The organism is Streptomyces sp. NPDC041129 (genome assembly GCF_055592265.1).
The window spans coordinates 88,874-109,745 of record NZ_JBVIYV010000014.1; the positions used below are offsets into that span (position 1 = coordinate 88,874).

The following is a 20,872-nucleotide window of genomic DNA, read 5'->3' on the forward strand; positions in this document are numbered from 1 at the left end:
GTCCAATGGCTCGATTGTCCCGTATCGGACATGCGCCGACGACAGCGGGTCAGTCCCGTTTGCAGATGCGGTCCAGCAGGTTCGCCGTGGCCCGCTGGATCCGCGGATCCACATGGCCGGGGCGGTCCAGGGACGGCGACCAGGCGAAGGTGCCGGAGGCGAACACCCAGGCACCGGAGGGAGCCCGGTACAGGGAGGTCTCCTGGTGCCGCTGGACGCCCTCGTTGTCGGTGTAGGGGGAGTGCGCGAGCAGGATGCGGTCGTCGTGGTCGGGCAGCGGGGTGCGCGGGAAGTAACGGTCCGCCTCGCCCGCCACCAGGCCCTCGATCTCGTCGCCCTCGCGCGCCCCGGTCGCGTCCCACAGCCAGTGGCCCGCGTTGCGGACGATCAGCGAATGCGGCTCGGGGACGCGGCCCGCGTACTGGATGCCGACGACCTGCTGCTCGGGCCGGTCGATCTCGCGCCACAGCACCGGCTTTCCGGGGCCCTTGCGCTTGCGGCAGGTCAGCAGCCGGTCGGGCACGCCGGACGCGGACGGGCCCAGCTCCACCTGCCAGTACATGGTGTTCGCGGAGAGGAAGACCAGGGAGGTGCCGTGGTCCCGGGCGTTCTCCACGGCCCGGCGCATCGGCACCGACCAGTACTCGTCGTGGCCGGGGAAGACCAGTCCCCGGTACCGGGTGGGGTCGACGCGGCCGGCGTGCAGGTCGCGGGCGTCGGCGTAGGCGATGTCGTAGCCGTAGCGCTCGGCCCAGCGGATGAAGTCGTAGGCGTGGCCGACGTGCAGGGGCAGTCCGGCGCCCGCGTACGGGCGGTCGAAGGAGACCGTGGTGGCCGCGTCCGGCTCGCCGAGCAGACGGCCCTTCTCGTCCCAGGCGTGATAGAGGCTGGCGCCGGTGCGGCCGTCCTCCGGGTAGAGGTTGTACGCCTGCCAGGTGATGTCGGGCAGCAGCAGGAGCAGGTCGGCCGGGTGGTTGTCGCGGACCGTGAAGGGCACGTGGGAGCGGTAGCCGTCGGCGGTGGTGAGGACGGCCACATAGGCGCCGACGGCCCAGTGCGACGGCACCTGGAGGCGCCAGGAGAGCCACCAGTGGTGGCAGGACACCGTGCGGTCGGCGGCCAGCGGCGAGGGCTGGACGATGCCGGAGAGCCGGGGGCTGGTGGTGATCTTCGAGGCGCCGTCTCCGCCGTAGTGGCCGATCCGGTAGATGTCGACGCCGAACTGCTGCGGCGGGTCGACCGTGATGTGGAAGTCGATCGCCTCCCCGGGCGCGACCGCCCCGGAGGAGGTGAAGCCCTTGATCTGGCGGTACACGTCGTCGGCCGAGCGGGGCCCCGGCCCGGACGTGCGCGGCGCGGGCACGCGCGGCCGCTCGCCGGCGGGCTGCTGCGGGCTCGGGTCGACGTACCAGGGCACGACGTGCCCGGTGTCGTCGAAGTACGTCTCACTGCCGCGCAGCCAGGGAACCGGTCCCTGGCCGAAGGGGTCCGTGACGGCGTGCGCGAGCGCTCCGGACTCCCAGCGGCGGATGTGGTCCGAGGCCATGGACGCTCCCCTCCCTCATGCCCCCGTTGCCAGCGTGGTGCGTGCTGCTCGGTCGTGCTGTCGTATGTCGCATGCCTTTGCCATGTGCGCGGTCGGTCCCAGCACATCACATAACGCACGGATCTGGTCACTGTTCGTTGCGAATTGACCTGAACTGGAAGTCCGTCCTCCGTTACGGCGTCGGATCCGCGACGGCTCCTGAGGGGGTGCCGGGCGGGCGCCGGGCGGAGGGTCAGACGAGCCGTACCGGCTTCTCCGGGCGTATCCCGGACGCGCTCAGCCAGTCGCGCAGCGGGCCGGGGTCGCCCTCCTCGATCAGGCGCAGCACCTTGGGCCCGAGGTCGGCGGCCCGCTCGCCGTCCAGCAGCAGGGAGGGACCGTCCAGCCAGTCGAGCGCGGGGGCCGCGCCCGCCGTGTCCACGGCGGCACAGCAGACCATCGCCGTGAGGTGATCGGCGAGCAGGTCGCGGCCGGTGCGCGGGGGCTGGAGCGGGAACAGCGGCAGGGCGCCGTCGTCCCAGAGCGAGCTGTCCGGAAACAGCCCGGCGGCGGTCGCGCCCTTCGGCGCCGCGGCCTCCTCCCGGGCCAGCTCCGCACTCAGACCGGCGGCGAGAACCGCGCTGCGCTCGGTGCCGGGATCGGTGTCGTCGTCCTCGGCGACCGGGGTGTCGTCCTCGGCGGTGGTGACGATCGGCCCGGCGGCCGGGGTGAGGTGGCCGGCCGGGTCCCCGTTCACGTCGGCGGTGGGGGCGTGCGCCGCTGGGGTGGGGGTGTCCGCGGCGACGGCCCGCTCGAGGGCCGGGCCGGGGCGGTCCACCGGGGCCGGCGGCTCGTCACCGGCGATCGACTCCCGGGCCGCCGTCGTCCGGCCGTCGTCCGGGCTCCCTGCGGGGTCGGGCGCGGAGCCGGTGGACGGGTGGCCGAGCTCCGTGAGGTGGTCCAGGACCCGGGCCAGCGTGGGACCACCCTGGCCGGGAGCGGTGGGGGCGGGCCGGACGCCGAGGGAGTCGAGGACCCGGTGCAGCCGAGCCGCGTGGGCGCGCCAGGTGCGGTCGACGACCTCCTCCGGGTACGCCTGCCAGTCCACCGGCGACCAGTCCGGGCCGGTCTCGGCCGGGCCGCCGTGGAACAGACGGGCGGCGAGCAGGGAGGCGGCCTCGTCCACCGCGCCGGGCTCCTCCAGGAGGTCGCAGGCGGGGCGCTCACCGAGACGGGATGCGAAGCCCTCGGCCAGACGGTCGCGCCGGGACAGCTCGGTCAGGGCCGACACGACCCCCGCGTCCAGCCGGGAGGGCCAGCGGCCCATGCGCCAGGCGGGCAGCGCCACCTTGGTCAGCAGCCGGTCCCAGCCCGCGTAGGCGAGGCCGACCTGCTCCTGGGCGACGATCCGCAGCCCGTAGTCCACGGTCTGCGCGCGCTCCGCGGCGGCCGCGGCGACCCCGCGCTCCATCAGGGCCGCGTGCTCGCGGCAACCGCGCAGCATCAGCCGGGCGACCCAGCCGAGGGCCGCGCACACGACCCGGGTCAACGGGCAGCGGCCGGGCGTCGAGGCGACCGCCACCGCCGCGTCGAGACCGCGGACGAAGCGGCGGGCGGCGGCTATGTCCGGGTGCGCGGAGGGACCCGTACCGGCGACGACCGGGGCGAGGACCGCGCGCAGCTCACCGACGCGCATCCACCACAGGAACGGGGAGCCGATGACGAGGACGGGGGCGGTGACCGTCCGCCGCCGGCCGTCGAGGCCCGGCCCGGCGCCGGGTCCCGCCGCCTCGTCGTGCGCCGGCCGCTGGGGCGGGCCGTGGGCCGGATGGGCCCGGTCCTCCAGCCAGCTGTCACAGTCCGGGGTGAGCGCTATGGCCGAGGGCGCGGGGACGTCGAGCCGGTCCGCGAGGTCGCGCACCAGCCGGTACAGGTCCGGGGCCGATTCCTCGGCGACCGGGACCGTGGGACTCACGGCCGGTCGGGCACGGGCCACCACCAGCGCGACGCCGGCCGCGGCCAGCAGCACGAGCGCGGCCGGCACGCCCACGGCCCAGCGGGCGGTGTCCCAGCCCGGACCGGTGAGTCGGCCGGTGGCGCCGCCCGTCAGCAGGACCACCTCGACGGCCGCGGGCAGCAGGGCCACGCCCAGGGCCCGGCCGCGGACGCGCAGCACGGCCAGGGCCCACGAGCGCGCGGCCCGCGCGCCCGCCTCAACTCCGGTTCCGGTCATGATCGGACCTCACCCCCTCCCTGCCGATCCCGCGCTGTCCTGGCGTTGCTCACTCCCCCACTGTGGCACCCGTCACTGACATCGCAATGCCGGTGGGCCAAGTGCCGGAACGCTTGCGCCGCACCATAGTTGGGGCCCCGGTCCCAGTCAGCCGTATGGGGGATTGCTCACTCGATGGAATGGCTTTGGTCAGAGGTGGGCGACAGACAGCAAGCATCAGGCCCCGGATTCGGGGTCCGGGGCCTGGGGTGTGCGGGTGGGTCGGGGAGGGCCGGTCAGGCGCCCGCCGCCCGTGCCGCGATGTCGGTGCGGTGCTGGGAGCCGTCGAGGCGGATACGGCCCACCGCCCGGTAGGCCCGCTCGCGGGCCCCGGCCAGGTCCTCGCCGGTCGCCGTGACCGAGAGCACCCGCCCGCCGGCGCTGACGACCGCGTCGCCGTCCCGCTTCGTCCCGGCGTGCAGGACGTAGGCGTGCGGCGCGTCCTCGGCGGCCACCTCGTCCAGACCGGTGATGGGGTCGCCGGTGCGCGGGGTGCCGGGGTAGTTGTGCGAGGCGACGACGACGGTGACGGCCGCGTCCTCGCTCCAGCGCAGCGGCTCGAGGTCGGCCAGGGTGCCGTTCGCGGCGGCGAGCAGCACGCCGCCCAGCGGCGTCCGCAGACGGGCCAGCACGACCTGGGTCTCGGGGTCGCCGAAGCGGGCGTTGAACTCGATGACGCGCACGCCGCGCGAGGTGATCGCCAGACCGGCGTACAGCAGCCCGGAGAACGGGGTGCCCCGGCGCCGCATCTCGTCCACGGTCGGCCGCAGCACCGTCCGCAGCACCTCTTCGACCAGCTCGGGGTCCGCCCACGGCAGCGGCGAGTAGGCGCCCATGCCACCGGTGTTGGGACCCTCGTCGCCGTCCAGGGCGCGCTTGAAGTCCTGGGCGGGCTGGAGCGGTACGACGGTCCGGCCGTCGGTGACCGCGAACAGCGACACCTCGGGACCGTCGAGGAACTCCTCGATGACCACGCGCTCACAGGCCGCAGCGTGCGCCTTGGCGGCGTCGAGGTCGGAGGTGACCACGACGCCCTTGCCCGCGGCGAGGCCGTCGTCCTTGACGACGTAGGGCGCCCCGAAGGCGTCCAGGGCCTCGGCGACCTCGGCCTCCGTGGTGCAGACGTACGACCGTGCGGTCGGCACCCCGGCCGCCGCCATCACGTCCTTGGCGAAGGCCTTGGAACCCTCGAGCTGCGCGGCCTCCCCGGAGGGGCCGAACACCGGGATGCCCGCCTCGCGCACCGCGTCGGCCACACCGGCGACCAGCGGGGCCTCCGGGCCGACGACGACGAGGTCGGCTTCGAGGTCACCGGCCAGCGCGGCCACGGCCTTGCCGTCGAGCGCGTCGACCTGGTGCAGCTCGGCCACCTCGGCGATGCCGGCGTTGCCGGGTGCGCAGTGCAGGGCGGTGATGTCGGGGTCGAGGGACAGGGAGCGGCACAGGGCGTGTTCGCGGGCACCGCTGCCGATGACGAGGACCTTCACGGGGCTCAGCCTAATGGCAAGGTCGCCGAAGTCCGCCGGGCGGGTTTCCTGTGGGTTCCTACGAACGGCGGGCCGGGCTCGTGGTCGGACGGGCCCCCTACTCGTGGGTGAACTCCTCCACCACCGTCGCCCCCAGCTCCCGCACGATCAGGCCCTGGCCGGACAGGGCGGACTCGTCGAGGTCGGGGTCGTCGTCCTCGGGGATGTCGTCCTCGGGCGCGACGGGGGCCGGCTCGGGTGCCCGGGGCGGCTGGGGAGCGGGGGCCTGCGCCGGGGCGGACTGGCCACCGCCCTGGGAGGCGCCCGGTGCGGGCGAGGCCGGCTGGGGTGCCGCCGGGCGGGGGGCGGCCGGGGCGCCGTAGCCGCCGGCGGGGGCACCGCCGTAGCCCGCGCCACCGGCTCCGCCGCCTCCGCCGAAGCCAGATGCGCCACCGGACGGCGCAGGTGCGGAGCCGCCCGAGGGGTCGACGACCGCCTCGATCTTCCACTGCACGCTGAACTGCTCGGCCAGCGCCTGCCGCAGCACGTCCTCGCTGCCACTGCTCGCGAAGTTGTCCCGGGCACCGGCGTTGACGAAGCCGACCTGGAGGGTGGTGCCGTCGAAGCCGGCCACCTGGGCGTTCTGGCTGAGCAGGATCCAGGTGAAGCGCCGGCGGTTCTTGACGGCCTCGAGGATGTTGGGCCAGAGCACGCGGGGATCGAGCCCGCCGGCCTGGGGGGCCGCCGGGGCCGGGGCGCTCGCCGCGGGAGCCGCCGGAGCGGGCGGCTCCGGGCGCTGCGCCTGGGAGCGGGCCGGAACGGCGCCGCCCTGCTGCGGGCCCGTCGCGGCCGCCGTGGGCCACCCACCGGGCCGCCGCCCGCCACCGGCCGCCGCGGCGGTCGGCCAGGCACCGGGAGCCGGGGCGGAGGCAGGGGCCGAAGGTTCGGGAGCGGCGGGGGCGGGCGCGGCGGCCGCTGGGGCGGGCGCGGCGGCCGCTGGGGCCTGCGCCGCGGCCGCTGGGGCCTGCGCCGCGGGTGCGGGAGCGGCAGGGACGGGTGGCGCGGGGGCGGGGGGCGACACCGGAGCGGGAGCGGGTGCGGGCGCCGAGGGCTCCCCGGTACCCGAGCCACCGTGGGCACCGGGCCCGGCGGGCTGTCCGCCCGGTCCCCGCACGGCCGCACGGGCCGCGGCGGGACCGCCGCCGGGCGGCACCGGCGCGCCACCGGGGGCCACGCCCGCGTGGGCGTCGGGACCGGGGACGTACCCCATGGCGGGCGCACCGCCGCCGCCCGAGAAGCCGACGCCGCGTTCCAGCCGGTCGAGGCGGGCCAGGAGCGACCGCTCGTCGCCGTAGGCGGCGGGGAGCATCACCCGGGCGCAGATCAGTTCGAGCTGGAGCCGCGGGGAGTTGGCGCCGCGCATCTCGGTGAGGCCGTCGTTGACGAGGTCGGCGGCGCGGCTCAGCTCGGCGGCGCCGAAGGTCGAGGCCTGCGCCTGCATGCGCTCCAGCACATCGGCCGGGGCATCGATGAGCCCCTTCTCGACGGCGTCCGGGACCGCGGCCAGGATCACCAGGTCCCGCAGCCGCTCCAGCAGGTCGGCGACGAACCGGCGGGGGTCGTTGCCGCCCTCGATGATCCGGTCGACGACCTCGAAGGCGGCGGCCCCGTCACCGGTGGCGAAGGCCTCGACGACGGAGTCGAGCAGCGACCCGTCGGTGTACCCGAGCAGGGAGGTGGCCATGGCATATGTCACACCCTCCGCCGTGGCGCCGGCGAGGAGCTGGTCCATGACGGACATCGAGTCACGCACGGAGCCGGCGCCGGCCCGCACGACGAGCGGCAGCACGCCCTCCTCGACCGGGATGTCCTCCCTGCCGCACACCTCGCCCAGGTAGTCCCGCAGGGTGCCCGGCGGGACGAGCCGGAAGGGGTAGTGATGGGTCCGCGACCGGATGGTCCCGATGACCTTCTCGGGCTCGGTCGTGGCGAAGATGAACTTGAGGTGCTCCGGGGGCTCCTCCACGACCTTCAGCAGGGCGTTGAAGCCGGCCGACGTGACCATGTGGGCCTCGTCGATGATGTAGATCTTGTACCGGCTGCTCGCGGGCCCGAAGAAGGCCTTCTCCCGCAGCTCACGGGCGTCGTCCACACCACCGTGGGAGGCCGCGTCGATCTCGATGACGTCGATCGACCCCGGCCCGTTCCTGGCCAGGTCCCGGCACGACTGGCACTCGCCGCAGGGCGTCGGGGTGGGACCTTGCTCACAGTTCAGGCAGCGGGCCAGAATGCGCGCGCTGGTCGTCTTCCCGCAGCCACGCGGCCCGCTGAACAGGTACGCGTGATTGACCCGGTTGTTCCGCAGCGCCTGCTGCAGCGGGTCGGTGACATGCTCCTGCCCGATGACCTCGCCAAAGGTCTCCGGGCGATAGCGGCGGTACAGCGCGAGAGACGACACGCATACGAGGTTATAGGCGCCCACCGACAACCAGCCCCGCCCAAGGCTCCCCCGCCGGGCGCCGGCGCCTGCCCCGCAAACACAAGGGCCCCCCACGCACCCGCCAGAGCCGACCTACCCTTGCTGCCTTCCGGCCCTGGGGGAGTTCAGTCAGATAGCGCCGCGTGAGGGGCTGCGCCCACAGTACCCGATCGAGGCCCGTCGGCTGTACCCGATGTCGGCCTGCGAGAACGGGTTCGCGAGCACTCCCCTCGGTCATGTAATGTTTCCGGCGGAGGATTCGCCTAGAGGCCTAGGGCGCACGCTTGGAAAGCGTGTTGGGGGCAACCCCTCACGAGTTCGAATCTCGTATCCTCCGCCAGTGCCTCACCGGGCACGATGTCGAAGGGCCCCACCGCTTGCGGTGGGGCCCTTCGACGTTGTCCGTCTCAGTTTCCGTCTCAGTTGGATTTTTCCTCGGCGCCGGGAGGCGTCCAGAGCGCGTCACCGACCTGCTGGGCGACCTTGCGGAGCATGACTCCCGTCACATGCATGTACCGCGCCCGCATCCGGGCCGCTCCCCCGGGCTCCCAGCCCATGATCGAGTCGATCACGACGTCCGGGACACCGAGGATCAGGAGGACCGTCGCGGCGGTGTGGCGAGCGTCGTGCAGACGGCCGTCGCGGACACCGGCGTCCCGAAGCAGGCGCTTCCAGACGTGGAAGTCGGTGTTCGGGCTCAGCGGCCCGCCGGCCGGTGAGGCGAAGACGTACCCCTTGCCCTCCCAGTCGGCGCCGGCCGCGATCCGCTCCCGCTCCTGTGCTTCCCGGTGCTGACGCAGGATCTTGATCAGCGGATCGGGCAGGCCGATGGTGCGCCGTCCGGCCCGGGACTTGGTGGACTTGTGCTCGCGCCGGGTCTGCTCCCGCTTGGGGCAGTAGCCCGCCTTCCGCCCGCACGGGTCGGCACCGCAGCCGTGCGCGTACTTGGGACGCAGCCGGTTCTTGCGGATGCGGACGTATCCCGCGTCGAGGTCGACGTCCTCCCAGTGCAGCCCGAGCGCTTCCCCTTGCCGCAGGCCGAGCGCCAGGGCGACGACCCACCGCGCACTGTTCCGGAGCTTGGCAGCCTCGACCAACAGGCTCTGAACCTCTTCGATCGTGTACGGCTCGATGTCCTCCTCTTCGAGCCGCGGAGCCTTGGCGATCTCCGCCGCGTTGGTCGGGACGTGTCCGCGCCGAACCGCCTCACCAAGGGCGACCCGGATCGTCCGGTGGACGTGGTGGGCGGTGCCGGCGGAGCTCCCGGACTCCTGCATCTTCCGGTAGAAGCGCTCCAGGTGCTCGGGCTCCAGGCGGTCGAGCCTGTGGGCACCGAGGCCGGGCACCAGGTGCACGCGCACATCGATCTCGTACCCGTCGTACGTGTTCTCCGACACGTACGGCTTGGCGATGTTCTCCACCCAGTGCTCCAGCCAAGCCTTGACGGTCCAGCTTTGCCCGACCTTCTTGAGCTTCTTCTCGTCCCGCGCCCGCTCCATCTCGCGGACGGCCCTGGTCACCTCGGCCTTGGTCCTGCGCTCGATGTGACGGCGGTCGGGCTTGCCGTCGTCGCGGACGCCGACCGTCACCCGGCCGTGCCACTTGCCGTCCTTGCCGAGGTAGATCGAGGAAGCTCCGTTGGGCTGGCGAGTGCGCTTCTGCTCTGCCACGTCGTCTCCCCTTACGCGACGGCGGCCGGGCGCCGCAGCTTCGCCACGTACGCAGAGAGGGCGTCGACCGGAACCCGCCGCAGCCGTCCCACGGTCACGGACTCGATCTCGCCGGACATGACGAGCCGGAAGCACGTCGTACGACCGATCCGGAGCCGTCGCGCGGCCTCTTCGACGGTCAGCAACACCAAGGCGGAGTCGGTGGCGGTCTCGTCGAGGACCGCCGGGCGAACCGCTGTCAGCGTGGTCATCAGGTGAGGTCTCCCATCGGGTCGAGGACAGGAACGGCGGAAGTGGCGGACGGCCCGACGGCGTCGGGTGACAGGGCACCGTGGGCGACGAAGCGTTCCGCGTCCGTCCAGCCCGTTCCGGCAAAGCGCCAGTGCGAGAGGACGAGAACGGTGTCCGGGTCGGGCAGCGGGTGGCCGGCTTCTGCCGCGCGTTCGCGGGCGCGGGCTTCGTTGTGGTCGGCGCGTTCTTGGCGGAGGGCGCCGAGGGTGACGGAGTAGGCGCGGGACTTGGTGGAGAAGTGGCCGCGGAAACCGAGCATGTGGGCCCACTTGCGCAGGCGCAGGGGCTCGAGTTCGGGGAGCGCGCCGAGGTGCCAGCAGGTGAGGATAAGTTGCCGGGCGTGGTCGGTAACGCCGGAGCCGATCAGGTCGGTGATCGGGTTACGGACAGGGCGGTCCAGGGTGCCCGCGGTCTCTGCGCCCTTGGTGGCGTACTTGGCGATGTACGCGGCCACGGCCCGGCTGGAGAGCTCCGAGGTGCCCGCGAAATCGGCTGAACGGATGGGGCGGACGTCGAACTGTTCGCCGAAGCGGAAGGCGTACGGGCGGCCGTCGAGGACGGGACCGGGGGTCTCGGCGAGGCGGGCCGCCGAGCGGATCGCGTCGGTAAGGAGTTCTGTTGTGGCCCAGGCCGGCGGTGCGTCCTCGGCACCGTCCGGGCCGTCGAGGCGGATTACGGCGTGGAAGTGGACGGCACCGCGCCGCTGGTACTCGGCGACCTTGGCGTAGGAGACCTTGAGGCAGTCGCGCAGCGCGGAGCGGCCGATGCCCGCCCGGGAGGCGAGCTGCTGGCGCAGGTAGGTGGCGAACCGGGCCCAGAGGGCGCCTGCGTGCGCGTTCCACAGGACGGCCGCGCGGTAGTCGTACCGGTCCGGGGTGAGCGGCGTGCCGAGGGCGGGATCATCGTCCGAGTGGGAGCTCCCGCAGCGACACCGGCCGCCGCCAGGCCGGTTGTGGACGGGGCCGAAGGAGGGGGCGGTGAACGTGGCAAAGACGCGCGGGTGCCCTGCGACGGCGGGGCCGATGCCCTTGCCGCCGCTCAGTCCGGCCGTGACCAGGTGGAAGGTGTCTTTGCGGTAGACCTCGGCGCAGGCGGCGCACCGGGTGGCCCTGCGGTTGTTGCAGCGGATGAGGAGCTGTCCGGCCGGAAGGCTGGAGTCGACGATCTCCCGGACGACTTCGCCCGTGGCGGCGTGGACGTCGAGGCGGTGGCCCTCCATCCGTACCGGTTGTTCGCAGCCGCCCAGGCGCTGGATCTGCCGGGCGTAGGCGCTGAGGTCGCTGTACCGGGCGAGGGCCGTCAGGTGGCGGATGGCTCCGAGGGGAGCCGGGGCGTGCATGTGTGGGTTCCTCCTTGCGGTGCGGAAGTTCGGAGCGGGCACCCCGGTCTGCCTGTCGAGGGGGCTAGACAGTGTGGGCAGGCCGGGCGGGCGGAGCCGAGGAGTCAGCGGCGGGTGAGGAGGGAGCGGACGACGACGGCGCAGACGGCGACCGAGGCGACGGTGACGGTGACGGCGAGGAGCATGGAGACCAGGACGGCGCCGACGACCAGGACCACGGCGGTGCCGCCGCCGACGAGGGCGAGCACCGTGCCGGGGCTGAGTTGGGCGGTCGGGCGGGACGGCGACGGAGCGACGGGGGCCGGCGAGGAAGTCTGCGCGGCCGGGGTGATGGTCGTCGGCTCGACGACGGCGGGCGGGGTGACCAGGCCGGTCGGCTGGGGCATGGTCGGGATCTTCGGCTGGAACATGGCGGGTCTCCTTTCTCGGGTTACTTGATGAGGGAGTTGATGACGGGGGCCAGCAGGCTGTCGGCGAGGAGGTAGCCGCCGAGGAGGAGGGCGGCGATGAGCCACCAGGGCGGGCGGATGAGCTTGACTCCCAGGACCCCGATGCAGAGCAGGGCGAGCCAGAGCGGGACGTCCATTGCGGTGGTCTCCTGTCAGGCGGAGCAGCGGTGGGTACGGGCGGCGAGTTCGGCGGCGGCGCGGGAGTCGTACTCGGCGGAGAAGTCGCAGCGGGGCGCGGTGCAGGCGGCCAGGTGACGGTTCTTGCCGCGGTCGAGGTAGGAGGCGACGTTCACGGGGCCGATGCGGCGGACGTTGCGGAAGCGGGGGTGCATGGTGGTGCTCCTCTCAGAGGTGAGCGGCAACGGATGCGGTCATGGACGGAGGCAGGCCGAGCCGGGCGCGTACGGCGTCGGGATCGGCAGGGCTGCCGGTGGTCAAGCGGTGTTCGTCAGCCAGTGCCCGGACGCGGTCAACGAGGGCGGGCGGCAGGGCGACGGCGGGAGCGGGCGCCGGGACCGGGGTCGGGATGACGGCCGGTACGGCAGCGCCCCCGGGAGCGGGTTCGCTGTCGGTGGACGGCGCCGGAAGCGCGTCCCGGTCGGACGTGTCGACGGCGGCCGGGGCCGGGTGCGGATCCGTGTCCGTGGTCGAGGGGGCCGGAGCTGTCGGCGCTTCCGGGGTGTGCGGTGCGTGTGCCAGGAGTGTGCCGCCGAAGAAAGCGACGGCGGGCCAGCCCGCGACGACGACGCGGAGCGAGGCGGGAACGTGGTCCAGGTCGAGGAGTCCGGCGGTGGCGACGTTGGCGCCGAGGGATGCGGCGAGGGCCACCAGGAACCACAGCCGTGGGCCCCCGGCCGCCTGCCCCGCTCGCTGTGACTGGCGCATGCGGCGCCAGGCGGCGACCAGCAGCAGGTCGACACTGACGGGGTAGGCCCATGCCTTCCAGCCGCCCTGTCCGGACGCCGAGGCGAGGTCGTGAAGGTGGGAGAAGGACAGGGCACCCGCGATGACGGCCTGCACGATCACGGCGTCTACGCGGACCAGGTGGGCACGCATCAGCTCGGGTTCCCTTCCGGGCCGTCAGTTGGCGGAGTTGAGCGCATCGGCACGCTCACGGGCGAGGCGTGCCACCTCGGCGGTTTCGGCGTCGCCAGGCGTGTGAGCCGCGATGCGCTCCAGCAGCTCCGCCTTCCGCTCCATCAGCGCGGCGTACTCGGCACAGGTGCGGTTCTGGCGGAACGCGGCCAGGTCGGCGATGAGCGCGCTCACTTCGGCGACGGAGGGGCGTGACATGGCGCTTCCTTTCGGTTTTGGGCATGGGCCGGGTAGGGACGTGGCGCGACGCGGTCACGCCGGCCGTGGAGAGGGGGTACGGCTACTCGGTCACCGGGCGAGCGGTGGGCACACCGGCGGCGGGAGAGGACAGCCCGGCCGATTCGACGGCGACGGCGGGCCGGAAGGAGTCGAGCCGGGGCAGTTCCGGGACCAGGGCGGCGGTGTCCCAGCAGACGGCCGCCGCGTCGTCGAGGGTCAGGTGTGGGGAGCGGACGCGGGACCAGCCGCCGGAGGAGTCGCCGACGACCGCGACGCCGGGCCGTTCGGCCGGGATGGAGGTGGCAGCCAGGGCCGCCTCAGGGGAGATGTCGGCCAGCGCCATGTTCGCCGATGACTCGTCGTTGACGCGGTGACAGATGCGGCCGGACAGCTGGGCGCGCAGCATGGTGGCGCCCTTGCCTAGTTCGGAGCCGAAGCGCTGCCCGCACACCTCCAGGTAGATGCCGGCTGCGCGGCCGAGCTGGGCGAGGCGGATGAGCTTGGTGACCATGGCGTCCCGCCGTTTCTCGTCGTCCTTGCCCGCGGCGAGGAAGAGTTCCGCGACCTCGTCGACAACGACCACGACCGGCACCGGCCGCACCGCTTCCGGCAGCCCCCACACGTCCGAGGTGAGAACGGCGTCCGGGCCGGCCCCGCTACGGAGGCCGATGAGGCGGAACCGGGCCTCCATCTCCTCCAGTAGCGCGTCGAGGAGTTCGTTCGCGCCGTCGGGATTGTCGGCGAGCGCCGACAGGCGCGGTGCGAACGGGGCAAGTTCGACCCCCCATTTGCAGTCGATGCCGACGAGCACGACCCGTTGCCGGGCCAGGCCGCACAGCAGGTTGCGCAGGTAGACGGATTTGCCGGACTGGGTGGCGCCGAGGATCAATTCGTGCGGCACGGTGCGGAAGTCCCGTACGTGCCAGTCACCGTCTTCCCGCAGCGCCAACGGCAGACAGAGGGGCCCAGCCGCCAGCCGGCGCCGGGCGGGCCGTACGTCGGCGAGCACGTCCCAGCCGATCAGCCGCAGTTCCAGCCGCCCCGGCTTGGTGGGACGGATGTGCACGGCGTGAGCGCCCCAGGCGTGCCGCAGCCGGTCGGCGGAGGCGGTGAAGTCCTCGGGCGCCTGACCGGCCGCCATGCGCAGCCGCATCACGAGCCCGGACCCGGTCGGCAGCGGGAACGAGTGGCGAGGCGGTACAGGGGCCGCCTGCCGCCCCATCATCCGGGCGGTGGCCCGACGAACCGCCGAGGCCGGGACCGTCAAGCCACAGGCGTCCATCGTCGCCCGGTACGAGACGAGCACCCGCAGCGCGACGACCGGATATCCGACCAACCACCAGAACACCACCGGCATACGGCGGCGCACCCCCAGCAGCACGACCAGGACCAGCAGGACGGGCAGCAGCACCCGGACGGCGTCGGCCATGGCGATCAGCCCTGCACCGGAGCCGGAGCGTTGACCATGACGGCGTCGGCCCGGTAGGCGATGCCGTGACGGGCACGCCCACCGAACTCGCTCTCCCAGGGCCGGGCCATCAGGCCGGACAGGATGACCGGGGCACCCATCACCAGGCCCTCGCCGATGCCCTGTTCGGGAACGGTGACCTTGATCATGTCGGAGCCGCCGGCCGCGATGAACACCAGCTCCAGCGTCATAAGCCGCTGGTTGGTCACCGGGTCCACGGCGACCTCACCGGTCTGCCGGTCCTTCACCTTGACCTCGGGCAGCTTGGTGACGAGGAGCGTCGCGGCCGAGGTGTCCACGGGGATCACACGCATTTTCTGTACCTCACTGGATCGATCGAGCTGGATACCCCCCTAGACAGTGCAGGAGGGGCCCGCCCTAACTGTCTAGGGGGGTTGACGACAAAGGTAACCGACGGCCCGTCAACTGTCTAGGGGGGTATACGAACGTGTCTCAGTGCCGACGTAAGGAGCCCGTTACGGCAGCACCCAGTGAAGGACGGTCGCGTCGTCGTACGCCTTGCCACGCGGCCAGCGCCGACCGTCAGGATCGCCGTCCTCGGCGTCGCGTACGCGACGGATCAGCTCATCCGGGCCGAAGGAGGCGAGCACGCGCAACGCTCCTTGCCAGTCGGCGAGTTCGAAGCGGTCGACGAGGCGTGTCGCGCCGTCGCTCAGCAGCGTCACCGATGCCAGCGAATCGAGCGGCACCGTCCCCGTCACGGCATGTTCGGCCGCCTGCGGATCGGGGCCGGCGATCCAGAATCCGCCCGGCCGGTTGCGGAGCCCCGTCAGGGCGTCGCGGTAATCGGCGAGCGCGGCGGAGTGTTCGGGCGAGCCGGTAGGCAGCGCGTCGACCGGCCCGCGCAGCCGCTTGCCGACCTCGTCCAGGCGCCGGTCCGTGACGACGGCCGTGCCGCCGTCCTTCTCGGTGAGGAGCAGGGAGGAGTCACCGAGAACGAGGTACTCCAGAGCTCCCGTGCCGACCCGGGCGCAGACGACCGTACTTGTCGGGCTGGCCCGGTAAGCGAGGTCGCAACTGTCCTCGTGCAGGGACCGGACGAGGCCGATCGAGTCGGCCAGACAGTCGGCGAGCGGCCGGACGGGATGCGCCGTGATGCCGCGCAACAGCAGGCTGCCCAGCGTCGAGGAGAACCAGGCGACGCCGTGCGTGCACCCGGTTTCGGCCCCGCCGACGCCGGCACCGTCGAGGAGCACTGCCGCGCCGGGGGCAGCGGCGGCGAAGTCCTCGTTGTCCCGGTCGGGGTCGGCGGGCAGCGTGGCGAGGGCGACCCTCACGCCGTCGTGTCCTCGTCGTGCCGGTACAGGGGGCAGAGCAGTTCGACGGACTGCGGTTCGCTGGTCTCCGGGTCGTACTCCACACCTACCAGGGTGGAGAACCGGTGATCGCCCACCTGTCCCCAGAGCGTGTTCAGGTCGTTGGCGAGCAGCTGCACGACACCGAGGGAGCCTTGCGTGTGGATACCGGCGAGGGCCAGAAGCGAGCCCTTGCCGTCCGGGCGCGACAGCCGGCCGAGGTATCCGACGTCGTACGGGCGGGCCGGATCACTGTCCTGTCCCGACCGATGCACGGTCCCGGTCCGCCGGTCCACCACTGTCCAGGGCCCGTCTTCAGCGCGCTCCCAGTGCAGGACCGGGTCTTGCGCGTAGGTGTCCCACATCTCCTGGGACATGCGCGGACCGCAGACGACGATCAGGCCGTCCCGGTTGAGATCGATCTCACCGGTGAGCGACACGTGCTCCGACGTGACGTCGAGCCCGTACGACCGCGCCAGGTCCTCCAGCCGCTTCCCGGAGCTGACATCATCCACGGCGACGACCGTCCGCCCGCGTTCGTCGTCCCGCCGCAGCGGAGTCGCAACGGTAACCGCGCCCCGGCCGAGGAAGGCCCCTTCCGGTGCAGGCCCGGTGTGTCGGATCTGGTGAATCCGTCCGCGGCTCAGGCCGGCCTTTGCCGCGATCTGGGCGTACGACAGTCCTTGCGCATGCAGGTCCTGCACCACACGCCGGCGGAGGCGGGCCAGTTCGGTCACCTCTTGCTGTGCGTCGGCCAACCGGGTCGTCACCTCGCGCAGGAGCAGGTACGGATCATCGATCGTCGTGATCCGTTGCAGCTCGTCCGACATGACCTCACCTCCTAGCAGTAACCAGGAGTCTAGGGCCCTAGACGGTATGGGCGGGAGACGCTGGCCCGTACGAACACCGATCACAAAGAAACGGCCCCGCCGCCGAGGCACACCCCGAGGGCTCACCCGTCACCGCCTGCAGGGTAGCCGCGGGCCACCGTCGAGCGGAGTGCGATCACACGCCCTCCCGCGCCAGATCGGCCCACACGGAACGGCCGTCGGGCCAGTTCTTCACGCCCCAGTCCTTCGCGCAGCTCGCGGTCAGGACCAGTCCGCGTCCGCCCTCTTCCTGACTGGTCACGTCGCACAGGTGCGGCACCCGTTCGCCGCCCTGGTCGACCACCTCGATCCGCACGAGGTCATCGCCGAAGCCGACGACGACGAGGAACCAGCCGCCGGCCGCGCCGCTCAGCGAGTGGCGCACGGCATTGGTCGCGAGCTCGCTCACGACCAGGACGGCATCGTCGACGGGACCCCATTCGGCAAGGAGGGAGGCAACGAAGTGACGGGCATGGACCACCTCTTCTGCAAGGCCGGGGAAGGCACGGCACCACTTGGAGAGCATGGGAGAACACCTCAGTTCGTCTAGGGGGCTAGACAATGCAGCGGCAGAGTATTCCCATGCGTGAGTCATCGGCTAGGCATCTAGAGGAATTATTCCTCTAAGGGGTGACGGTGTCTCCCAGGTCGCGGAACTCCTTCATCACGTGCAACAGGAGCTCCCGTACCGCGTCACCGAAGATTGCGGCCCGTTCGAAGCGACTGAACGTCTCCTCGTACGCGGCCACCTCAGCGGAGTCGACCGACACCCGCTCACCGGCGAACGTCTCGACCACGACCGCCTGCCGGTCGCACAAGGTGAACCCGTGATGAGGCAGCACCGGCACCGGCCGACGCCAAGGGATGACCCCAAGTCGCACCGTGCTAAGACTCTCGACAGCCAGCAGCCGGTCGAACTGGGCGAGCATCAGCGCCGGGGTCCCCGGCCACGTCCGCAACACAGCTTCCGTCAGCACGAACACCGACTCCCGCCCCGGCTCATACAACACGCTCTGCCGCTCCACACGGGCAGCGACAGCACGGCCGACCGCCTCAGGCGTCGAGTTCGGCGCACTCTCGAAGACATGCCGGGCGTACTCCGCGCTCTGCAGCATGGCCGGCAGAACAACGCACTGGAAGGAGCGCACCAGCCGAGCCGAACGAACCTGTTCGTCGACGGTTGTACCAGCGCCCGGAGTTGCATCGCCTGCGGAGTCATCGGAGTCTGCGGCAGTCGCCACGGCGGCCAGGAGTTCACGCACCTCACGAGCGGTCGACTCGTCGAGCCCGAGGGCACCTGAAAGCCGGTCCAGCACGTCAAGGCTCGGGACCATGCGCCCGGTTTCCACCTTGGACACAGTCGGCTGCCCCACACCGGCACGCTGCGCCAGCACGGCACCCGTCATGCCAGCCTCTGCCCGGAGCGCACGAAGACGCGCACCAAGCGCCCTCATCCGCTCCCGCCGTTCACTCCCCATGCCCAGGGTTCTACACCACGAGGCAGCAGACGCCGGGTGAGTAGGTCACGTTGATCAACAACAGACCCGGGCGTGATTCAAATTTTCTCTACTGGTTCAAGGCCCGCGCACGGCGCGGGCGCGCGCCGCCTCTGCGGCGCGGCCTGCCTCCTGTCTCCGCCCCGGCTGGCCGCGCCCGGCGGCGCGCTCGCGGCTGCGGGCACACGGCGGGAGAAACCCTCTGTGGCTGGGGCGGTCGGCTCCACGGCTTTAGGCAGCCACTTTGGGGCGAGCCTCTAAGATCATGGCCCCAACGTCGTGCTTTACCGGGCAGGTCCACAGACTGCCCGACGCGCCGGAAGCTTACGGGGCCATGATCACTCGCCCCAAAGCAGCTCGGGCAGAAGGGGCCGATTCTCACAGAGGCCGCGGCCGGCGGCAGTGACGACAGCACTGATGGCAACGGCGACGGGCATGAGCCCGGCAGCAACTTGAGAGGCCATGCAGGCAGGATTTCCCCCAAGCCACGAGCGCCCTCCCGGGCCGTCCTCGGGCCGTGGAAGGGCGCTCAATGGTGACCAACGTCGACAGGTGCCGACAGCTCGGCGGCAGGTCAGGGCGTTGATCGATAAGGCGGCCGCAGGTCACGGCCGCCGGTGATCAGTTGTGGCTGAGCTATACCACCGAGGGCGTGGCCAAGCACTGCAATCCCCCGCCGGCACTCGCGTCGACGGTGCTGTAGTTCCAAGCGCCGGTGGCACATCGCTTGAACTGGGAGCCGAGCACTGCAAAACGCACCATACTGGGCGCGGTAGAACCGGAGGGGGCATCAGCGATGTTGAGGCGATGGGCACAGCGACGCTACGACAAAGCTCAGTCGGAGTACTGGCGAAGCATTGACCCCGTACTTGAGCATGGAGAACGGAAGATTGCCAGCGCGCCTGCGCGGAACCTGTGGGACGGCCCGCAGGACGGTGTCCTATTCCTTACGGACCGAACGATCTACTGGGGCGCATGGCTGGGTGATGGAAGACAGACCAGGCCCATGTTCGCTCAGGACCTTCGAGACTGTCCGAGTGCACGCATAGGCGAGCAGGGCACGTTGGATGTAGCCGTGAGTGGCGAACACGTGGGGTCGTTCGCCTCGTTCGCGCCAGCCCCTGGCGCTCAGTGGAGCTTCACCGAGTTCTGCAAGAGCTTCGGCCAAGCCATGGCGGACAGCAGAGACCTGCCACGCCACGGAGACACTCTCTAGCAAGGGCCATGCCGCACCCGGCTGTGACGCGGTGAGTGTATAACTGCGTGACAACGCCGACAGACAGCAGCGCACAAGCGCGGACGTCCGCGGACCGTCGCAGCAGGTGAGAGGCGCACCAGCCCGAGGCTGAGGCCCCGCCCAAGTTGCTTCGGGACGAAGAAGTCCCCGCGCAATGCCCCATCACCGCGGTTCCGCCGTCGCAGCTTGCTCTGACGAACGTCGAACAGCGTGGCTGAGGTCGGTGGGGGCAGCGCTGCACATGCGCGCTGATCGGTCGACGCACCCGCCATCGTGGCTGACTGTCGTCGGCCGGGGTTCAGACCTGGGGCCGCCCCACGCCGGTGCACGTGATCAGCGTTCTGCCGTCTTGGGTGAGGAACAGCATGAATGTCCAGGAGGCATCAGCAGTCCTGATCTGTCCCAGGCGAATCGGCTGTTGATGCCGGCCGAGCAGTTCCACGGCGCGTTCCAGGTTCACTGTCTCGATGCCGCGACGGCGCGTGTGCCGCAGTCGACGTCCATAGATGAGGGTGAGCGGCTCAGGAGACGTAGTTCCGTCCCAGACCACGTAGGAACCACCGCAGCGGAGCGCAGCTAGCGCGGCCACGGACGCCTCGTCGCTGCCGATCAGCAGTCGTGCGAGTAGTTCCCGCTCCATGCCGCCACCCCCACCGGGATCCTGCTGCACAGCAGCCGGATACAGCAACCGCAGCAACCGGCCGCACCCCCCGGCGCCCCGTAGAGGCCGAAGCGCAACCTGTATGACCGTCTCCGACCCATCTCTCTAGAGCTACGGATCAGAAGGTGCCGTGCCCCAGTCGTGCCCGAGCAAGCGGGGAACAACGGGAAACATCGGGCAGTCACGGCACTTGGAACACAAGAGCGGCCCCCGACCGAGAAACCAGATCAGGGGCCGTTCTTACAGCTCACCACGGGGAGGCGGTGGGATTTGAACCCACAGTGACTACTAAGGCTTGTCCGCAATGATCACTTGGGGTTTCGGTATGGCGCCGACGAACGGTAGGCGAGGGAGTCCTCGCCACTGGACTGCCAGGCCACTGCTGCCAGAGCGCGGTGTCCCCTTCGGAGACCCGGCGTGACACCGCATAACCCCGTTTCCCAGGCGGTTGCCGTGCGGGCCGTTGCCGAACGGCTTGACCTAGTTGGCTTTTGTCATTATTCCCGCGGTCTTGATCTTGGTCATTGGCGGGCAGAAGACTAAGGAGTATCCGCTACTCACCCAAGCCCCTGCTTCGCGCGCAATGTCCGGGCCACCATGCAGGTCCCAGCATATTGCGACCGCCTTGTAATGCCCGCCATTTGCCTTATTGCATCTGGCCTCCGCGCCATTGAGGTCAGACTTACCGGATTGACACCCGGATGGGTGGGCTGCAGCAGCCGTTCCCTGAAATCCGAGCGCCGTCATCGCAACGGCGGTGAACAATGTTACACACACCTTCTTCATTTCCAGTGATCCCCTCTCAGCCAGTACGAGTGATTCTTAGACCCGGGTCTCCACACCTGGGGTGACGGGTGTCCTGTAGGACCCCTGGCAGTACGCGTAGGAATACCCGTACTGCTTCCACCCGCCGTGGAAGTCCGCCACCTTCCCGGTTTCGGGGTCCTTACATATGACCAGAGCTCGGAACCTGCCGCCGTTGTCCTTCTTGCATGTGGCAGCTGAGGCAGTCCAGCTCGC

19 protein-coding genes, 1 tRNA gene and 1 other RNA gene are annotated in these 20,872 nt (G+C 71.4%); 1 reads left to right on the top strand and 20 read right to left on the bottom strand.

Annotation, left to right across the window (positions count from 1 at the left end):
- Nucleotides 1–49: 49 nt before the first annotated feature.
- The 5 genes from ACZ6B1_RS32650 to ffs form a co-directional block, all read right to left on the bottom strand.
- Nucleotides 50–1,546: a N,N-dimethylformamidase beta subunit family domain-containing protein gene (locus ACZ6B1_RS32650; protein WP_468784389.1), complete on the bottom strand. Its 1,497-nt coding sequence runs from the start codon at nucleotides 1,544–1,546 to the stop codon at nucleotides 50–52.
- 232 nt (nucleotides 1,547–1,778) lie between these two features.
- Nucleotides 1,779–3,758: a hypothetical protein gene (locus ACZ6B1_RS32655; protein WP_468784390.1), complete on the bottom strand. Its 1,980-nt coding sequence runs from the start codon at nucleotides 3,756–3,758 to the stop codon at nucleotides 1,779–1,781.
- Nucleotides 3,759–4,033: 275 nt separating this feature from the next.
- Nucleotides 4,034–5,284: a phosphoribosylamine--glycine ligase gene (purD, locus tag ACZ6B1_RS32660; RefSeq protein WP_468784391.1), complete on the bottom strand. Its 1,251-nt coding sequence runs from the start codon at nucleotides 5,282–5,284 to the stop codon at nucleotides 4,034–4,036.
- A 97-nt stretch (nucleotides 5,285–5,381) separates the two neighbouring features.
- On the bottom strand, nucleotides 5,382–7,721 hold the full coding sequence (locus ACZ6B1_RS32665) for a DNA polymerase III subunit gamma and tau (protein WP_468784392.1): 2,340 nt from the start codon (nucleotides 7,719–7,721) through the stop codon (nucleotides 5,382–5,384).
- Nucleotides 7,722–7,802: 81 nt separating this feature from the next.
- An RNA gene (ffs, locus tag ACZ6B1_RS32670) (signal recognition particle sRNA small type) lies at nucleotides 7,803–7,897 on the bottom strand.
- A 97-nt stretch (nucleotides 7,898–7,994) separates the two neighbouring features.
- Here ffs and ACZ6B1_RS32675 point away from each other — a divergent pair.
- Nucleotides 7,995–8,082 (top strand) — tRNA-Ser (locus tag ACZ6B1_RS32675).
- Nucleotides 8,083–8,161: 79 nt separating this feature from the next.
- Here ACZ6B1_RS32675 and ACZ6B1_RS32680 read toward each other — a convergent pair.
- The 15 genes from ACZ6B1_RS32680 to ACZ6B1_RS32750 form a co-directional block, all read right to left on the bottom strand.
- Nucleotides 8,162–9,412: a tyrosine-type recombinase/integrase gene (locus ACZ6B1_RS32680; protein WP_468784393.1), complete on the bottom strand. Its 1,251-nt coding sequence runs from the start codon at nucleotides 9,410–9,412 to the stop codon at nucleotides 8,162–8,164.
- An 11-nt stretch (nucleotides 9,413–9,423) separates the two neighbouring features.
- Nucleotides 9,424–9,663, bottom strand: a complete 240-nt coding sequence (locus ACZ6B1_RS32685) for an excisionase family DNA-binding protein (RefSeq protein WP_468784394.1) — start codon at nucleotides 9,661–9,663, stop codon at nucleotides 9,424–9,426.
- Nucleotides 9,663–11,042 carry a replication initiator gene (locus tag ACZ6B1_RS32690; protein WP_468784395.1) on the bottom strand — a complete coding sequence of 460 codons (1,380 nt, stop codon included), beginning with the start codon at nucleotides 11,040–11,042 and terminating at the stop codon, nucleotides 9,663–9,665. Before ACZ6B1_RS32690 ends, ACZ6B1_RS32685 begins: the two co-directional genes overlap by 1 nt.
- Nucleotides 11,043–11,146: 104 nt before the next feature.
- The gene (locus ACZ6B1_RS32695; protein ID WP_468784396.1) at nucleotides 11,147–11,452 is read right to left on the bottom strand and encodes a SpdD-like protein; all 306 of its coding nucleotides are present in this window, start codon (nucleotides 11,450–11,452) and stop codon (nucleotides 11,147–11,149) included.
- Nucleotides 11,453–11,472: 20 nt separating this feature from the next.
- Entirely contained in the window at nucleotides 11,473–11,628 is a 156-nt protein-coding gene (locus tag ACZ6B1_RS32700) for a hypothetical protein (RefSeq protein ID WP_240103009.1), read from the bottom strand.
- Nucleotides 11,629–11,643: 15 nt separating this feature from the next.
- A complete protein-coding gene (locus ACZ6B1_RS32705; RefSeq protein ID WP_468784397.1) occupies nucleotides 11,644–11,823 on the bottom strand; it encodes a mobile element transfer protein in 180 nt (59 codons plus the stop codon).
- A gap of 13 nt (nucleotides 11,824–11,836) precedes the next feature.
- Nucleotides 11,837–12,547, bottom strand: a complete 711-nt coding sequence (locus tag ACZ6B1_RS32710; protein ID WP_468784398.1) for a DUF2637 domain-containing protein — start codon at nucleotides 12,545–12,547, stop codon at nucleotides 11,837–11,839.
- 24 nt (nucleotides 12,548–12,571) lie between these two features.
- The gene (locus ACZ6B1_RS32715) at nucleotides 12,572–12,784 is read right to left on the bottom strand and encodes a hypothetical protein (protein ID WP_468784399.1); all 213 of its coding nucleotides are present in this window, start codon (nucleotides 12,782–12,784) and stop codon (nucleotides 12,572–12,574) included.
- 82 nt (nucleotides 12,785–12,866) lie between these two features.
- Nucleotides 12,867–14,234 carry an FtsK/SpoIIIE domain-containing protein gene (locus ACZ6B1_RS32720; RefSeq protein WP_468784400.1) on the bottom strand — a complete coding sequence of 456 codons (1,368 nt, stop codon included), beginning with the start codon at nucleotides 14,232–14,234 and terminating at the stop codon, nucleotides 12,867–12,869.
- Between the two features lie 5 nt (nucleotides 14,235–14,239).
- The gene (locus tag ACZ6B1_RS32725) at nucleotides 14,240–14,587 is read right to left on the bottom strand and encodes an SCO3933 family regulatory protein (protein ID WP_388393334.1); all 348 of its coding nucleotides are present in this window, start codon (nucleotides 14,585–14,587) and stop codon (nucleotides 14,240–14,242) included.
- Between the two features lie 162 nt (nucleotides 14,588–14,749).
- Nucleotides 14,750–15,571 carry an integrase gene (locus ACZ6B1_RS32730; RefSeq protein ID WP_468784401.1) on the bottom strand — a complete coding sequence of 274 codons (822 nt, stop codon included), beginning with the start codon at nucleotides 15,569–15,571 and terminating at the stop codon, nucleotides 14,750–14,752.
- The gene (locus tag ACZ6B1_RS32735) at nucleotides 15,568–16,419 is read right to left on the bottom strand and encodes a sigma factor-like helix-turn-helix DNA-binding protein (RefSeq protein WP_468784402.1); all 852 of its coding nucleotides are present in this window, start codon (nucleotides 16,417–16,419) and stop codon (nucleotides 15,568–15,570) included. Before ACZ6B1_RS32735 ends, ACZ6B1_RS32730 begins: the two co-directional genes overlap by 4 nt.
- A 175-nt stretch (nucleotides 16,420–16,594) precedes the next feature.
- Nucleotides 16,595–16,984, bottom strand: a complete 390-nt coding sequence (locus ACZ6B1_RS32740) for an ATP-binding protein (protein ID WP_468784403.1) — start codon at nucleotides 16,982–16,984, stop codon at nucleotides 16,595–16,597.
- A gap of 97 nt (nucleotides 16,985–17,081) precedes the next feature.
- Nucleotides 17,082–17,936 (bottom strand): helix-turn-helix domain-containing protein, encoded by an 855-nt coding sequence (locus ACZ6B1_RS32745; RefSeq protein WP_468784404.1) that lies wholly within the window; start codon nucleotides 17,934–17,936, stop codon nucleotides 17,082–17,084.
- A 1,553-nt stretch (nucleotides 17,937–19,489) separates the two neighbouring features.
- Nucleotides 19,490–19,888 carry a hypothetical protein gene (locus ACZ6B1_RS32750; RefSeq protein WP_468784405.1) on the bottom strand — a complete coding sequence of 133 codons (399 nt, stop codon included), beginning with the start codon at nucleotides 19,886–19,888 and terminating at the stop codon, nucleotides 19,490–19,492.
- Nucleotides 19,889–20,872: the final 984 nt, after the last annotated feature.

Coding starts and splice junctions, on each gene's coding strand:
- ACZ6B1_RS32725 (WP_388393334.1), bottom strand. CDS start 14,587: ATGCGTGTGATCCCCGTGGACACCTCGGCCGCGACGCTCCTCGTCACC.
- ACZ6B1_RS32655 (WP_468784390.1), bottom strand. CDS start 3,758: ATGACCGGAACCGGAGTTGAGGCGGGCGCGCGGGCCGCGCGCTCGTGG.
- ACZ6B1_RS32715 (WP_468784399.1), bottom strand. CDS start 12,784: ATGTCACGCCCCTCCGTCGCCGAAGTGAGCGCGCTCATCGCCGACCTG.
- ACZ6B1_RS32700 (WP_240103009.1), bottom strand. CDS start 11,628: ATGGACGTCCCGCTCTGGCTCGCCCTGCTCTGCATCGGGGTCCTGGGA.
- ACZ6B1_RS32690 (WP_468784395.1), bottom strand. CDS start 11,042: ATGCACGCCCCGGCTCCCCTCGGAGCCATCCGCCACCTGACGGCCCTC.
- ACZ6B1_RS32745 (WP_468784404.1), bottom strand. CDS start 17,936: ATGGGGAGTGAACGGCGGGAGCGGATGAGGGCGCTTGGTGCGCGTCTT.
- ACZ6B1_RS32735 (WP_468784402.1), bottom strand. CDS start 16,419: ATGTCGGACGAGCTGCAACGGATCACGACGATCGATGATCCGTACCTG.
- ACZ6B1_RS32720 (WP_468784400.1), bottom strand. CDS start 14,234: ATGGCCGACGCCGTCCGGGTGCTGCTGCCCGTCCTGCTGGTCCTGGTC.
- ACZ6B1_RS32740 (WP_468784403.1), bottom strand. CDS start 16,984: ATGCTCTCCAAGTGGTGCCGTGCCTTCCCCGGCCTTGCAGAAGAGGTG.
- ACZ6B1_RS32705 (WP_468784397.1), bottom strand. CDS start 11,823: ATGCACCCCCGCTTCCGCAACGTCCGCCGCATCGGCCCCGTGAACGTC.
- ACZ6B1_RS32685 (WP_468784394.1), bottom strand. CDS start 9,663: ATGACCACGCTGACAGCGGTTCGCCCGGCGGTCCTCGACGAGACCGCC.
- ACZ6B1_RS32695 (WP_468784396.1), bottom strand. CDS start 11,452: ATGTTCCAGCCGAAGATCCCGACCATGCCCCAGCCGACCGGCCTGGTC.
- ACZ6B1_RS32710 (WP_468784398.1), bottom strand. CDS start 12,547: ATGCGTGCCCACCTGGTCCGCGTAGACGCCGTGATCGTGCAGGCCGTC.
- ACZ6B1_RS32650 (WP_468784389.1), bottom strand. CDS start 1,546: ATGGCCTCGGACCACATCCGCCGCTGGGAGTCCGGAGCGCTCGCGCAC.